A 14,872-nucleotide genomic window follows, 5' to 3' on the forward strand; every position below is an offset into this window, starting at 1 on the left:
TATGTCTTTTCGCAATACGATTCTCAAGACGTGGTTCTCGCAGCGTGCGCGGGCGATCGACCGCTTCCGGCGGCACCCCGTCGAGACGCAGGAGCGGATGCTCCGCCGTCTGGTGCGCCGGGGCCGCCTGACGGAGTTCGGCGACCGCTACGACCTGCGGCACATCCGCTCCGTGGAGCGGTTCCAGTCGCAGGTCGAGACGTTCGACTACGAGACCTTCAAGCCCTATGTCGAGCGTATGATGGCGGGCGTGCGCAGCGTCACGGCCCCCGGGCGCGTCCGGCTGTTCGCCCGTTCGTCGGGCACGACCTCCGACCGCAGCAAGTACATCCCCGTCACGCGGGAGTCGTTGTGGTGGAATCATACGCTGGGTATGCGCGACGTGGCGACGCTCTACGCCGCGGCCTATCCCGGCACGCGGGTCTTCGACGGCAAGACCCTGACGCTCGGCGGTTCGTGCGCGTGCGAGGGGCGGAACCTCGTGGGGGACCTCTCGGCGCTGCTGATCCACGAGACGACCTTCTGGAGCGGCTGGTTCCGCGCGCCGCGCATCGGGACGGCGATCATTCCCGACTTCGACGCGAAGTGCGAGGCGATCTGCCGCGAATGCGTCGGCGAACCGATCACGGCCTTCGCGGGCGTGCCGTCGTGGAATCTGGCGCTCATGCGCCGCGTGCTGGAGTTCACCGGGCGGAAGAATCTGCTCGAAGTGTGGCCCCGGCTGGAGCTGTTCGCCCACGGCGGGGTGGAGTTCACCCCCTACCGCCGCATGTTCGAAGAGCTGCTGCCTTCGGAGGGGATGCACTACATGGAGACCTATAACGCTTCGGAGGGTTTCTTCGCGCTGGCCGACGACCCGGGCCGCGACGACATGCTGCTGATGCTCGACTACGGCACGTTCTTCGAGTTCCGCGACGGGGAGCGCATCGTGCCGCTGGCCGACGTGGAGTGCGGCAAGGTCTATGCGATGCTCGTCACGTCGAACAACGGCCTGTGGCGCTACGAGATCGGCGACACGGTGGAGTTCACCTCGACGACGCCCTACCGCATCCGCTTCGCGGGCCGGACGAAACAGTATATCAACGTCTTCGGCGAGGAGCTGATCGCCGATAACGCCGACCGGGCGCTGGCCGCGGCCTGCCGCGCGTCGGGAGCCGCGGTCGCGGAGTACACCGTGGCGCCGTGCTACATGTCGCTGCGCGAACGGGGGGCGCACGAGTGGATCGTGGAGTTCGACCGCGAGCCGGAGAGCGCCGAACGGTTCGCCGGGGCGCTTGACGAGGCGCTGCGGGCCGTCAATTCGGACTACGATGCCAAGCGCCGCACGACGCTCGAACGGCAGCGCATCGTGACGGTTCCCCGGGGCTATTTCCTGCGATGGATGCGTGCGCGGGGCAAGAACAAGGTCCCGCGGCTGGTGAACGATCGCCGCGTGGCGGACGACGTGCTCGCGCTGGACGGGGAGCGGATAACGGAACAGGATTAAAACACGGATCATTATGTATATAGCCATAGCCGGAAATATCGGCAGCGGGAAGACCACGCTGACCCAGATGCTCACGGCGCGTTACGACGCGCGGTCCTACCTCGAGGAGAGCAACAACCCCTATATCGGCGATTTTTACGAGGACATGAACCGCTGGTCGTTCAACTTGCAGATCTATTTCCTCGGAAGCCGCATCCGGCAGACGATGGAGATGCTCTCCGACGTCTCGCAGGGCGACATCATCCAGGACCGCACGATCTACGAGGACGCGTACATCTTCGCGAGCAACCTTCACGAGATGGGGCTGATGGCCACGCGCGACATCGAGACCTACATGAGCATTTTCCGGCTCGTCACGACGCTCATTCCCAAGCCCGACCTGCTGATCTACCTCAAGGCGGGCGTGCCGACGCTCACCTCGCAGATCCGCAAGCGGGGCCGCGAATACGAGATGAACATCGACGAGCTGTACCTCAAGCGGCTCAACGACAAGTACAACGACTGGATCGAACACAACTACGACGGCGAGGTGCTCGTCGTGGACAAGGACCACGAGGACTTCGTCTCGGACCCCGCGGTGCTGGATAAGATTTGCGCGCGCCTCGATGCGCTGAAAGCGGCCGGAAAATAGCATGGAACTGCCTCCGAAATTCGTCGAACGCGTGTTGCGCGACCTCGGGACGGCCGAAGGGCGCGCCCTGTGCGGGGCGCTCGACGCGCCGCCGCCGGTCTCCGTACGCCTGAATCCCGCGAAGACGGGGACGGACCGGCTCCCGGAGCTGTTTCCCGAAGTGCTCCCCGGGGGGCCGGGGGGCGCTGGGACACCGCAGGCCGTATCCGGTGCGTCCGTGTCTTCCGGGGCCTCCGGGAGCGCGGCGTTTTCCGGGACGGAGACACCGCCCGGCCTGCCGCAGCTCGACGTCGCGGGGCGGGTTCCCTGGTGCGCCGGGGGCCTTTACCTCGCTTCGCGGCCGCAGTTCACCTTCGACAGCGACTTCCACGCCGGGGCCTACTACGTGCAGGAGGCGTCGTCGCAGGCGGTCGGACACCTGCTCGGCGGCGCGGCGGTACGCGGTGCGCGTGTGCTGGACCTCTGCGCCGCTCCGGGCGGCAAGACGACGCTCTACGCCTCGCTCGCGGGGCCGGAGGGGCTGGTCGTCGCCAACGAGATCGACCGCCGCCGCGCCGCCGTGCTGGCGGACAACGTCCGCAAGTGGGGCACGGGCAACGTCGTGGTGACGACCTGCGAGCCGCGCGCCGTCTGCGACTTCGAGGCGTGGTTCGACGTCGTGGCCGTAGATGCCCCCTGTTCGGGCGAGGGCATGTTCCGCAAGGACCCGGCCTCCCGCGCCGAGTGGAGCGAGGGCGGCGTGCGCGTGTGCGCCGCGCGGCAGGAGGAGATTCTGCGCGAGGCGTGGCGGGCGCTCAAACCCGGCGGCACGCTGCTGTACAGCACCTGCACGTTCAACCGCGACGAGGACGAGGGCGTGCTGGAGCGGCTGCTCGCCGCCGTCGGCAGCGAGGCTGCCGAGACGGAGGAGCGGCCCGTGGACGGGGCCTGGAGCGTCGTCTGCGGCCGGGTCGGTGCGTTCCGCACCTATCGGTTCTATCCCCACCGGGCCGTCGGCGAGGGATTTTTCGCCGCCGTGGCCCGCAAGGCTCCCGATGCGGAGGGGCGGATGCGCACGCCCCGGGCGCGCCGTGCGGTGTTCGCTCCGGCCGACCGGGCGACTGCGGCCGAGCTGGCGCGCTGGACGCTCGATCCCGGCGCGATGCGCTTCGGCACGGTGGCCGGCTCCTGCTACGGCTGGTTCGCGGCGCAGGCCGACGCCGTCCGGGCGCTTTCGGAAGCGCTGCCCGCGATCTATTCCGGCGTGGCGTTCGGACAGGTGTTCCGGGGGGTGCTGAAGCCCGATCCGGCGCTGGCCTTCCACACGGGGCTGAACCGCGGGGCGCTGCCCGTGGCGGAGCTGGACGGGCCGACGGCGGTGCGCTACCTGCGGCGGCAGGACATCCCGCCCGGGGAATTGGCCGAGGGGATGAACCTCATTGCGGCCCGCGGCCGCGCGCTGGGCTTCGCCAAGCGGATCGGGCGGCGGGTGAACAACTTGTATCCCAATTCGTTGCGAATCATAAAACAGGATTGACAGATATGGCTGAAAAACTCTATTACTCGATGGGCGAGGTCGCCGAAATGTTCGACGTCAATCAGTCGCTCATCCGTCATTGGGAGTCGCAGTTCAGCGTGTTGCGGCCGAAGCGGAACAAGAAGGGCAACCGGCTCTTCACGCCGCAGGACGTCGAGAACCTGAAGCGGATCTACCACCTGGTCAAGGAGTGCGGCATGACGCTCGAAGGGGCCAAGCGGGCGATGCGCCGCCAGCCTGCGGGCGATGCGGCGGACCGCTCGGGCGAATTGCTGGAGCGGTTGCAGCGGATTCGGGCCCTGCTCGTCGAGGTCCGCGAGGACCTGAAGACCGCCGACGGCGAGATCGTGGCGGTGGGCGACGACTACGGCGCCGAATCCCCGGCGGAAACGCCCGCGTCCGCACCGGTTTCCGCGGAACGACCCGCGGCGGCCGGGAGCCTCGCGCCCGATACCCCGCCCGCCGTATCTGCGGATGATGCGGCGACGCCTGCCGCGGAGGCTCCGCAGGCAGGAATACCCGATACGGAGACTCCGGCGCGCCGCCGGAACCGGGCCGTCGTGAAGATCGACGAAGCGGCCGGCGCTCCGTCCGGAGCGGAATCCCCGGCGGACGGAGCGCCCGGCGCCGCGCGGCGTCCGGTGCGCAAGCCCCGCCGCAAGAAGGAGGAGCCGGAGCACAAGGAGCTGTTCGCCTTCTACGAGCAGTCGTTGTTCTGAGATTCTGGGGCGCGGACCGTTTCCGGAAGGTTCCGGCGTTCGGAGCCGCGGAGCGGAGAAAACGGATGACATATTTTTCAGGATTATGAAGATCAGGGATATTACGACGGTTATCGAAACCTTTGCGCCGCTTCGGTGGCAGGAATCCTATGACAATGCGGGGCTTATCGTGGGTCGCGGGGAGGACGAGGCGCACGCCGCGCTGCTGGCCGTGGACGTGACCGAGGAGGTGCTGGACGAGGCCGAGCGGCTGGGATGCGACCTGGTCGTGACGCACCATCCGATCGTCTTCCATGCGCTCAAGCGCTTCAATTCGGCGGACACGGTGCAGCGCTGCGTCGAACGGGCCATCCGCCGCGGCATCGCGCTGTACGCCTGCCACACCAACCTCGACAGCGCTCCGGGAGGCATGAGCTGGCATCTGGCCGGGATGCTGGGCGTGGGGAACCTCCGCGTGTTGCAGCCCGCGGCCGAGGAGGGTGTCGGATTCGGCGTCGTGGGCGAGCTCGCGGAAGCGGTCGATACCGTGGAGTTCATGCGCTTTATTCAGCGGCGGCTCGGGGCGAGCGTCGTACGTTACAGCGACATCGCCTCTTCCGCGGTGCGCCGCGTGGCCGTCTGCACCGGGGCCGGGGCCTCGCTCATCGGCGACGCACGCCGCGCCGGGGCCGATTTCTACCTCACGGCCGACATGAAGTACAACGACTTCATGATGCCCGATAAGGCCCTCACCGTGGCGGATATAGGCCATTTTGAAAGCGAATATTGCGCAATTCAGCTTTTATTTGACATTTTGTCGAAAAATTTACGTACCTTTGCGGTTCGCAAGAGTGAATGCTCTCGCAATCCGGTGAATTATCTGGTTTAAGTCTAAACTCTAAAGACAACATATGGCAACACAAAAGAAGACTGCCGAAGTTGATTACTCGATGCAGGAGAAGATTCTGGCGCTCTACGAACTGCAGAAGATCGACAGCCGGATCGACGAGATCAACAAGGTGAAAGGTGAACTGCCTCTCGAGGTGCAGGACCTCGAGGATGAAGTGGCCGGAATGAAGACCCGCATCGAGCACATCAACGCCGAGATCGAGGAGTTGAACACGCTCACGAAACAGCGCAAGCGCGAGGTGGATCAGGCCCGGATCATGATCGGAAACTACAAGGAACAGCAGAACAACGTGCGCAACAACCGCGAGTTCGACGCCATTTCGAAGGAGATCGAGTACCAGGAGCTCGAGATCGAGCTGGCCGAGAAGCGCCTGAAGGAGTACGCCGCGGGCATCAAGGCCAAGAAACTCCAGCTGGAGGAGGCCGAGGGGCTCGTGGAGGGCCGTGCCGCCGATCTGCAGGCCAAGAAGGCCGAGCTGGACGGCATCGAGGCCGAGACGGCGCCGCAGGTGGCCGAATACGAAGCGCAGGAGGCCCGCGCCAAGGAGAAGATCGACGAGCGCCTGCTGGCGGCTTACGAGCGTATCCGCCGCAACGTCCGCAACGGACTGGCCGTGGTGACCGTCAGGCGCGACGCCTGCGGAGGCTGCTTCAACCGCATTCCGCCCCAGCGCCAGGTGGACATTCGCCAGGGAAAGAAAATCATCGTCTGCGAGTACTGCGGTCGTATCCTGGTCGCCGATCCCGCCGGGGAGCAGGAGTAGGGAGACGTGTCGTGCGACATGCGGAGGCTCTCCGTCCGGAAAGGACGGGGAGCCTCCGCCGTATCCGGCCGGTGCGAAGTGCGGCCGGAATGCGGAGCCGGGGGGCCGCGTTCCGCTTCGGAGATGCCGGCGGCGGGGGCGTTCGGCGGGGCGGCCTGTTATATTATTAACATTGAAAATTTTTCCGACTTTTGCAAATAATCTTTAAATTTGCGGAGTTGTAACTTACCGACTTAAATTACTGCCATGAAAATAGCCATAGCCCAGCTGAACTACACGGTGGGGGATATCGACGGAAACACGGCGAAGATCGTCGGCGCGATCGACGAGGCGAAGGCGCGGCGCGCCGATCTGGTGATTTTCGCCGAGCAGGCCGTGAGCGGCACGCCGGCCTTCGACCTGCTGCGCAAGACGACCTTTCTCGAACTGTGCGAAGAGGCGCTGGAGAAGATAGCGTCCCGCTGCGACGGGATCACGGCCCTGGTGGGGCTTCCGGTGCTGACCCGCGAGGGAACGATCAGCGCCGCCGCGCTTCTCGAAAACGGCAGGATACAGCGCTATATCGGCAAGAAATACATCTCGGCGCGGCGCGAAATGGGTTTTCTGGTCCCTTCGAAGGGCTACGAGTACATCACCGTCAAGGGCCACAAGTGCGCCGTGGTGGTGGGCGACGATCTGAGCCGCGAGCGCGATTTCGACAAGTCGGTGGAGACGATCATCTCGATCAACGCCCGCCGTTACGGCAAGGGAACGATGACCTACCGCTACGAGATGATGCGCGACCTGGCCTTCGTCGAGGGCAAGAACCTCGTGATGGCCAATCAGGTGGGCGGTTCGACGGAGATCGTTTACGACGGCACTTCGGGGGCGATGAACAGCCGCGGCGAGGTGGTCGTGATGATGAAGAGTTTCGAAGAGGATTTCCAGATCTTCGATACGAAGGCCGAGGCCGCACCGATTGCGGTCTCGTCGTCGTATAATGAGCGTACGCGGCTGATCTACGAGGCGGCCCGCTGCGGCGTACGCGACTTCTTCCGCAAGAACGGCTACGCGAAAGCCTCGATCGGCCTTTCGGGCGGCATCGACTCGGCCGTGGTGGCCTCGATCGCCGTGGATGCGCTGGGGGCGGAGAATGTCCGGGCGCTGCTCATGCCTTCGCCCTTTTCGTCCGACGAGTCGGTGGAGGATGCCAAGCGGCTGGCCGCGAACCTGGGCATCGGTTACAACGTCATTCCCATTTCGGAGATCTACACCAGCGTGGTGAACACGCTCAAGCCGGTGATCGGCGGCACGGAGTTCGACTCGACCGAGGAGAACATCCAGACCCGTATCCGCACCGTGCTGCTCATGGCCCTGCAGAACAAGACGGGGCATATCCTGCTCAACTCCTCGAACAAGAGCGAGAACGCGCTGGGACTCTGCACGCTTTACGGCGACACGGCCGGGGCGTTCAGCCCCACGGGCGACCTTTACAAAAGCGAAATGTACGACGTGGCGCGCTATATCAACCGCACGATGGGCAATCCGATTCCCGAAAGCATCCTGACCAAGGAGCCTTCGTCGGAGCTGCACCCCGGGCAGAAGGACAGCGACATCCTGCCTCCCTACGAGGTGGTGGACGTCATTCTGTTCCGCATGATCGAGGAGGGGCAGCACCGCGAGGAGATCGTCAATGCGGGCTTCGACGCCGAAGTGGTGGAGAAGATCCATTCGATGATCATGCGCAACGAGAAGAAACGCTACCAGTTCCCGCCCGTGCTGCGTCTTTCCTCCTGCTCGTTCGGCCACGAACGGCTGATGCCCCTGACGAACAAATACGGAGATTGAGGCCGTGGTGCGCCCGATCGAACATAGCGGGGTGGTGGAACGCACGGCGCCCGATGCGGTGTACGTGAGAATCACCTCCCGGAGCGCCTGCGGAGCGTGCCGGGCCCGGCAGGCGTGCGGTCTGGCGGAGACGCAGGAGAAGATCGTCGCCGTGAAGACGGCCGATGCTCCGCATTACGCCGCCGGTGAGCAGGTCGTGGTCGGCGTGCGCCGCAGCGCGGGGATGCGTGCCGTCGCCCTGGCCTATGTCGGTGCACTGGCCGTGCTGCTGGCCGTGCTCTTCGCGGCGAATGCCGCTTTGGGCTGGAGCGAGGGGGCGAGCGCGCTCGCAGCGCTCGGCGGCGTGGGGCTCTACTACGTCGTACTGTGGCTCTGCCGGCGGAGAATCGAACACACAATTCATTTTACAATAACTAAAATCTAAATGGAAGTATTACTTTACACGATCCTGACGTTGTGCGCGTTGGGAGTGCTCGCGGCCGTGGTGCTCTACTTCGTGGCCCGGAAATTCCGGGTCGAGGAGGACCCGCGCATCGACGAGGTGGAGAAGATGCTCCCCGGGGCGAATTGCGGCGGCTGCGGATTCGCCGGATGCCGCGGCATGGCCGATGCGCTCGTGAAACGCGACGACATTTCGGCGCTGTTCTGCCCGGTGGGCGGCAGCGACTGCATGAAGGCCGTGGCGGCGTATCTGGGCAAGGCCGCGGCCGAGAAGCAGCCCGAGGTGGCGACGGTCCGCTGCGGCGGCACATGCGAGAAGCGCCCCCGCACGAACGGGTACGACGGCGTGCGGTCGTGCGCCGTGGCGTCGTCGCTCTACGTCGGCGAGACGGCCTGCGCGTTCGGCTGTCTGGGATTCGGCGACTGCGTGGCGGCTTGTGCGTTCGACGCCATCCGCATCGACCCGCAGACGGGGCTTCCGGAGGTCGATCCCGACAAGTGCACGGCCTGCGGCGCCTGCGTGAAAGCCTGCCCGCGCATGATTATCGAGCTGCGCAAGAAGTGGCCCAAGAACCGCGCGGTCTATGTGTCGTGCGTGTCGAAGGAGAAGGGCGCGGCGGTGATGAAAGCCTGCAAGGCGGGCTGCATCGGCTGCGGCAAGTGCGAGAAGGTGTGCGCCTTCGGGGCCATCACCGTCGAGAACAACCTCGCCTACATCGACCCGCAGAAGTGTAAGTTGTGCCGCAAGTGCGTGAACGAGTGTCCGACCGGAGCGATCCGCCTGGTGGGCATGGAGCCGCTGCCGAAGGCGCCGAAGACGCCCGCCGCACCGAAGCCGGCCGCGGCTGTTCAGGCGGCGGAGCCTGCGCCTGCAAAGCCTGCGGCGGCTCCGAAGGCCGGGAAGAAGGATCCGGAACCTGCGCCGGCGGCCGCTGAAAAGCAGGGTGCGCCGGCCGCGGACGCTCCCGCCAACGAATCGTAAAAACAGCAATTGAGATATGAAGACATTTCCAATGGGCGGAGTGCATCCGTCGGAAAACAAACTGAGCTGCGCCAGGCCGATCGAGCGTCTTCCGCTGCCCGAGACGGTGACGATCCCCCTCGCGCAGCATATCGGGGCGCCGGCCGTGGCCAGGGTCGCCAAAGGCGACCGGGTGCTCACGGGACAGCTCATCGCCGAGGCCGGCAGCTTCATGTCGGCGAATATCCACTCTCCGGTGTCGGGAACGGTGACGGCCGTGGACCTGCAGCCCAACGGGCAGGGGCTGCGCCAGATGATGATTACGATCCGGCGCGAGGGCGACGAGTGGGCCGAGGGCATCGACCGCTCGGAGACGCTCGTGCGCGAATGCACGCTTTCGGTGCAGGAGATCGTCGCCCGCATCAGGGAGGCCGGCATCGTCGGCATGGGCGGCGCGACGTTCCCCACGCACGTGAAACTCTCGGTTCCTCCCGGCAAGAAGGCCGAATGCGTGATCATTAACGGCGTGGAGTGCGAACCCTATCTGACGTCGGATCACCGCACGATGCTCGAATACGGCGAGGAGCTGCTCGTCGGCGTCACGATCCTCATGAAGGCCGTGGGCGTCGGTAAGGCCTATATCGGTATCGAGAACAACAAGCCCGACGCCATCGCGCATCTGCGCGGCCTGTCCGCCGGATACGGGGGCATCGAGATCGTCCCCCTGCAGGTGAAGTATCCGCAGGGCGGTGAGAAGCAGCTTATCGCGGCCGTGACGGGCCGTCAGGTCCCGCCTCCGCCGGCGCTGCCGATCGACGTGGGCGCCGTGGTGTGCAACGCCTCGACGACGGTGGCCGTTTACCGGGCCGTGCAGAAGCGCATGCCGCTCATCGAGCGTGTCGTGACGATCACGGGCAAGGGGCTCAGGGAGCCGAAGAACCTGCTGACGCGCATGGGAACGCCCGTCATGACGCTCGTCGAGGCGGCCGGAGGACTTCCCGACGGCGAGCTGAAGGCGATCAACGGCGGCCCGATGATGGGCCGTGCGATGGTCAATCTCGGGTCGCCCGTGACGAAGGGCTGCTCGGGCATCACGATCCTCTCGGGCCGCGACGCCGTGCGCCGCGCACCCTCGCAGTGCATCAAGTGCGCCAAGTGCGTGGAGGCCTGCCCGATGGGCCTCGAACCCTACTTCCTCTCGAAGATGACGCAGAAGAAGGGCTGGGACGAGCTGGAGGCGCGGATGATCACCTCGTGCATCGAGTGCGGCAGTTGCCAGGCGACCTGCCCGGCCTACCTGCCTCTGCTCGACTGGGTGCGTCTGGGCAAGCAGACCGTCATGGGGCTGATCCGCGCACGCGCCGCGGCGGCCAAGAAGTGATAACGAAAAAATACGGATAATCTATGGCTAATAAACTTATCGTAGCTCCTGCGCCGCACGTGCAGTCCGCGCAATCGACCGCCTCGATCATGCGCGACGTCATCGTGGCGCTGATGCCCGCGCTGGTCGTTTCGACGGTGGTCTTCGGCATGGACGTGCTGCGCGTCGTGGCCCTCTCGGTGGCGGCGTGCGTGGCGTTCGAGTACCTGATCCAGCGCTTTCTGGTCCGCGGCCCGCTGACGGTCTCCAACGGGTCGGCCGCGGTGACCGGCGTGCTGCTGGCCTTCAACCTCCCGGCCTCGATTCCCTGGTGGATCGTGGTGATCGGCGCTTTCGTGGCCATCGCCATCGGCAAGATGACCTTCGGCGGGCTGGGCAAGAATCCCTTCAATCCGGCGCTGGTGGGGCGTGTCTTTCTCCTGATCGCCTATCCCGTGCAGATGACTTCGTTCCCGATGCCCGTGAACGGGGCGTTCGACGCGCTGTCGGGTGCGACGCCGCTGGCGGCCGTCAAGCACGGTGCGGCGGCCGATGTGGTGGGCGTGCAGGAGCTGCTGCTGGGCAACATGCCCGGTTCGCTGGGCGAGGTGGCCGCGCTGGCGCTGCTGGCGGGATTCGCCTACCTGCTGTGGCGGCGCGTGATCCGGTGGCATGTCCCCGTGACGGTGCTGGCGACGATGGCCGTGTTCGCCTTCGTCTATGCGCTGGGCAAGGGGATGACGGGCGCGGCGCTCTGGCAACTGCCGCTGTTCCACGTGCTGGCCGGCGGTGCGATTCTCGGTGCGGTCTTCATGGCGACGGACTATTCGACCTCGCCGATGACCGTCCGCGGAGGGGTGATCTTCGCTGCGGGAATCGGCGTCATCACGATGCTGATCCGTCTCTGGGGAGCCTATCCCGAGGGCATGTCGTTCGCCATCCTGATCATGAACGCCTGCGTTCCTCTTATCAACAAATATGTCAAACCCAAGCGCTTCGGCGTGAAATAAGCAGGTGCGAGGTATGAAAAGTACGCTTTTGAACATGACCGCCGTGCTCTTCGGCATCACCCTCGTGGCTTCGGCCGGGGTGGGCGTCGTGAACATGATTACGGCGGAGCCGATCGCGCAGGCCAAGCAGGCCGCGACGAAGGCGGCGCTCACGGAGGTCCTCCCGCCTTTCGACGGGACGACGAGCGAGGAGCTGACGATCGACGAAATGCCGATCACGGTCTATACCGCCACGAAGGGCGGCGCCGTGGCGGGCTATGCCGTGCAGACGATGACCAAACAGGGTTTCAGCGGCGTGGTGCGCCTGATGGTGGGATTCACGCCCGAAGGCGAAGTGGTGAACGTCAATGTGCTGGAGCAGTCCGAGACGCCGGGCCTCGGCACGAAGATGGCAGACGAGGGCAACCCGCTGCTGATGAGCGTCAAAGGACAGAAACTGGAGGAGAAGAAACTCGTGGACGGCAAACTGGCCGTTCGCAAGGACGGCGGCGACGTGGATGCGCTGACGGCGGCGACGATCTCCTCGCGCGCCTATGTCGATGCGATCAACCGCGCGTGGATGGCTTACCGGAGCGTGGCGTCGGGCGAAGCGCCCTCGGACGTGGCTTCGGGGGCGTCGCAGACCGCCTCTGCCGGGGATGCCGCGGCGGCCGGAGAGGCCTCGGCACAGGCCGCCCCGGAAGGTAAGGAAGAGTCCGGAACTGTAGGAACCAACGAATCGCAGATTCAGGAAGGAGGTCATAATGAATAAGTTGCAGATAGTTTTGAGCGGGATTGTCCGGAACAATCCCACGTTCGTGCTGGTGCTGGGCATGTGCCCCACGCTCGGCACGACGACGTCGGCCGCGAACGGCATGGGCATGGGGCTGGCGACGACCGCCGTGCTGATCATGTCGAATCTGGTGATTTCGCTCATCAAGAACATCATTCCGGACAAGGTCCGCATTCCGGCCTTTATCGTGGTGATCGCCTCGTTCGTGACGATCATCCAGATGCTGATGGAGGCTTTCGTGCCGGCGCTGTACGCCGCGCTGGGCGTCTTCATCCCGCTGATCGTGGTGAACTGCATCATTCTGGGACGCGCCGAGGCTTTCGCATCGAAGAATTCGCCGCTGGATTCCATCCTCGACGGCGTAGGGATCGGTCTGGGCTTCACGCTGGCGCTCACGGTCATGGGAGCCGTGCGCGAGGTGCTGGGCAGCGGCGCCGTCTTCGGGGTCGATCTCGGCATTTCCGACCTGACGCCGCTGGTGTTCGTGCTGGCTCCCGGCGGATTCCTCACGCTCGGATACCTGATGGTCCTGTTTAATAAATTAGTCAAGAAGTAGAGTCATGGAGATATCCTATTTCGCAATCATCATCGGCGCCATCTTCGTCAATAACGTCGTGCTGGCGCAGTTCCTCGGCATCTGTCCCTTCCTGGGCGTGTCGTCGAAGGTCGAGACGTCGCTCGGCATGGGCGCGGCCGTGACGTTCGTCATGGCGCTGACGGCCGTGGTGGCCTGGCCGATCCAGACCTATATCCTCGTGCCGCTGGGTATCGAGTACATGCAGACCATCGTCTTTATCCTTGTGATCGCCGCGCTGGTGCAGATGGTCGAAATCATTCTCAAGAAGATGTCCCCGTCGCTCTATCAGGCGCTGGGTATCTTCCTGCCGCTCATCACGACGAACTGCGCTGTGCTGGGCGTGGCGATTCTGATGATCCAGAAGGAGTTCACGCTCCTGCAAAGCGTCACCTACTCCGTCGCGACGGCCTTGGGATTCGGCCTGGCGCTGGTGCTCTTCGCGGGTATCCGCGAACGGCTCGAGTTCGAGGACGTGCCCGCGGCGTTCCGCGGCGTTCCCATCGCGCTCATCACGGCCAGCATCCTCGCCATGGCCTTCATGGGCTTCTCGGGGCTGGTGTAGCAGCGGAACCTTACGGGAAAAAGACGCCCGGAGCTCTTCGAAAGAGCTCCGGGCGTTTGCATGCCGGAGGGGGGACGGATCGGGGCGTCGGGATGCCGGGAAACCGCCGCCGTCCGTTTACCGTCCGTCGTCCGCTCCGTCGGTGAGCCAGTCGATGGAGAGGCGGGTGAAGCGGATCTCGAAGCCCGAATCCCAGTCGCCGACCTCGGTGAGCAGGCCGATTCCGCCGTCGGCGAGCCGTGTGAGCGAGGAGTAGCCCGCGGGGCCTTCCCAGACGGTTTTGCGGACGGGCCATGTCCGGCCCTCGTCGTAACTCAGGGCGATGGAGACGTTGCGGCGCTCGGCCGTGTCGGCCGGAATCGAATGCAGCAGGCGGTCGCGGGAGGCCCCTTCGCTGCGGAGCGAGTAGCGCAGCAGGTCGCCGTTGCAGGCCGGATCGGGCAGGTCGGACCACGTGCCGACGGGGCTCCATGTCGCGCCCCGGTCGTGCGAAACGGCGAAGCGGCGGCAGCCCTTGTCGGGGTTGCGGATGCTCATGAGCCAGCCGCCGTCGGCCAGCTCCGCGAGTTTGGCCTCGTCGCCGCAGTCGGAGGCTGCGGCGGGAAGCAGCCGCCAGGTGCGGCCCGCGTCCCCGGAGAGGCAGACGTAGTTGTACAGCGGCGGCCATTTCGTTCCCGTCCGGTGGGCGGCCGCGGCGAACAGCAGCGTGCCGTCGGCGAGTTGCAGGGCGCGTCCCGAGGCGGCGAAAAGTCCCGAGAGGGAGTCCGCCGCGGGGTTGTTGCAGCCGGGGCCGTAGATTTGCGGGGTGATGCGTTCCGGGGCGCTCCACGTGCGGCCGTCGTCGCGGCTGCGCGAAACGTTGACGTCGAGCGGGTGTTCGGCCGTCGAGGCCCAGAGCCCGCAGCCCGAGGCGAAGATGCAGAGTATGTCGCCCGAGGTGCGGTCGGTGACCAGCGCGGCGTCGCCGTATCCGGTCTCGGCGGTGTGCAGGGCGATCGGAATCTGGTCGCTCCACGTGCGGCCGTTGTCGGTACTGCGGCGCACGACGAGGTCGATGGCGTTCGGCAGGTCGCCCTGCGAGTCGTTGCGGCGGTCGGCCACGGCCAGCAGCGTACCCTCGGCGGTCGTGGCGAGCGCCGGGATGCGGTAGTACTTCGAGCCGTGGTCGCCCGGGCGGAAAAGCGTCGTGTGCACGGGATCTTCGGGGCGGGCGGCGCAGGCCGCCAGGAGCAGGACGAGCGGCAGGACGAGCGGCCGCAGATGCGGGGTTTTCATCTTTTTGCGATTATTTTGCGTGAAACGTTGGCAATGTTGTCCGAGATTCGTTATTTTTGCAAAATTAAACACAAATCCCGAAT

15 protein-coding genes are annotated in these 14,872 nt (G+C 65.3%); 14 read left to right on the forward strand and 1 reads right to left on the reverse strand.

Annotation, left to right across the window (positions count from 1 at the left end):
- Nucleotide 1 precedes the first annotated feature (1 nt).
- From KB554_RS06920 to rsxA, 14 genes are all read left to right on the forward strand, one after another.
- Complete coding sequence (locus KB554_RS06920; protein WP_211035334.1) at nt 2–1,486, forward strand: GH3 auxin-responsive promoter family protein; 1,485 nt, start codon at nt 2–4, stop codon at nt 1,484–1,486.
- Nucleotides 1,487–1,499: 13 nt separating this feature from the next.
- Entirely contained in the window at nt 1,500–2,117 is a 618-nt protein-coding gene (locus KB554_RS06925) for a deoxynucleoside kinase (RefSeq protein WP_141427780.1), read from the forward strand.
- 1 nt (nt 2,118) lies between these two features.
- Nucleotides 2,119–3,633, forward strand: coding sequence for an RsmB/NOP family class I SAM-dependent RNA methyltransferase (locus KB554_RS06930; protein ID WP_211035335.1), 1,515 nt, complete (start codon nt 2,119–2,121; stop codon nt 3,631–3,633).
- Nucleotides 3,634–3,638: 5 nt separating this feature from the next.
- Nucleotides 3,639–4,352 carry a MerR family transcriptional regulator gene (locus KB554_RS06935; RefSeq protein WP_211035336.1) on the forward strand — a complete coding sequence of 238 codons (714 nt, stop codon included), beginning with the start codon at nt 3,639–3,641 and terminating at the stop codon, nt 4,350–4,352.
- 85 nt (nt 4,353–4,437) lie between these two features.
- Nucleotides 4,438–5,220, forward strand: coding sequence for a Nif3-like dinuclear metal center hexameric protein (locus KB554_RS06940; RefSeq protein ID WP_141427777.1), 783 nt, complete (start codon nt 4,438–4,440; stop codon nt 5,218–5,220).
- A 22-nt stretch (nt 5,221–5,242) separates the two neighbouring features.
- Nucleotides 5,243–6,004 (forward strand): C4-type zinc ribbon domain-containing protein, encoded by a 762-nt coding sequence (locus KB554_RS06945; protein ID WP_141427776.1) that lies wholly within the window; start codon nt 5,243–5,245, stop codon nt 6,002–6,004.
- Nucleotides 6,005–6,250: 246 nt separating this feature from the next.
- Nucleotides 6,251–7,831 (forward strand): NAD+ synthase, encoded by a 1,581-nt coding sequence (locus KB554_RS06950; RefSeq protein WP_211035337.1) that lies wholly within the window; start codon nt 6,251–6,253, stop codon nt 7,829–7,831.
- 4 nt (nt 7,832–7,835) lie between these two features.
- Nucleotides 7,836–8,255, forward strand: a complete 420-nt coding sequence (locus KB554_RS06955; RefSeq protein WP_211035338.1) for a SoxR reducing system RseC family protein — start codon at nt 7,836–7,838, stop codon at nt 8,253–8,255.
- Nucleotides 8,256–9,254, forward strand: coding sequence for an RnfABCDGE type electron transport complex subunit B (locus tag KB554_RS06960; protein WP_211035339.1), 999 nt, complete (start codon nt 8,256–8,258; stop codon nt 9,252–9,254).
- A gap of 16 nt (nt 9,255–9,270) precedes the next feature.
- Nucleotides 9,271–10,614, forward strand: coding sequence for an electron transport complex subunit RsxC (gene rsxC / locus KB554_RS06965; protein WP_211035341.1), 1,344 nt, complete (start codon nt 9,271–9,273; stop codon nt 10,612–10,614).
- Nucleotides 10,615–10,637: 23 nt separating this feature from the next.
- Nucleotides 10,638–11,603: an RnfABCDGE type electron transport complex subunit D gene (locus KB554_RS06970; RefSeq protein WP_211035343.1), complete on the forward strand. Its 966-nt coding sequence runs from the start codon at nt 10,638–10,640 to the stop codon at nt 11,601–11,603.
- A 13-nt stretch (nt 11,604–11,616) separates the two neighbouring features.
- Nucleotides 11,617–12,354, forward strand: a complete 738-nt coding sequence (locus KB554_RS06975) for an RnfABCDGE type electron transport complex subunit G (RefSeq protein WP_232522920.1) — start codon at nt 11,617–11,619, stop codon at nt 12,352–12,354.
- Complete coding sequence (locus tag KB554_RS06980; protein WP_141427771.1) at nt 12,347–12,931, forward strand: electron transport complex subunit E; 585 nt, start codon at nt 12,347–12,349, stop codon at nt 12,929–12,931. Before KB554_RS06975 ends, KB554_RS06980 begins: the two co-directional genes overlap by 8 nt.
- 4 nt (nt 12,932–12,935) lie before the next feature.
- Nucleotides 12,936–13,514 carry an electron transport complex subunit RsxA gene (rsxA, locus tag KB554_RS06985; protein ID WP_141427770.1) on the forward strand — a complete coding sequence of 193 codons (579 nt, stop codon included), beginning with the start codon at nt 12,936–12,938 and terminating at the stop codon, nt 13,512–13,514.
- 117 nt (nt 13,515–13,631) lie between these two features.
- Here the strand turns inward: rsxA and KB554_RS06990 are convergent, their stop codons facing one another.
- Entirely contained in the window at nt 13,632–14,789 is a 1,158-nt protein-coding gene (locus KB554_RS06990) for a sialidase family protein (protein ID WP_211035344.1), read from the reverse strand.
- Nucleotides 14,790–14,872 lie beyond the last annotated feature (83 nt).

The sequence above is a fragment of the Alistipes sp. Marseille-P2263 genome (genome assembly GCF_018101075.1).
GTDB classification, from domain to species: domain Bacteria; phylum Bacteroidota; class Bacteroidia; order Bacteroidales; family Rikenellaceae; genus Alistipes; species Alistipes dispar.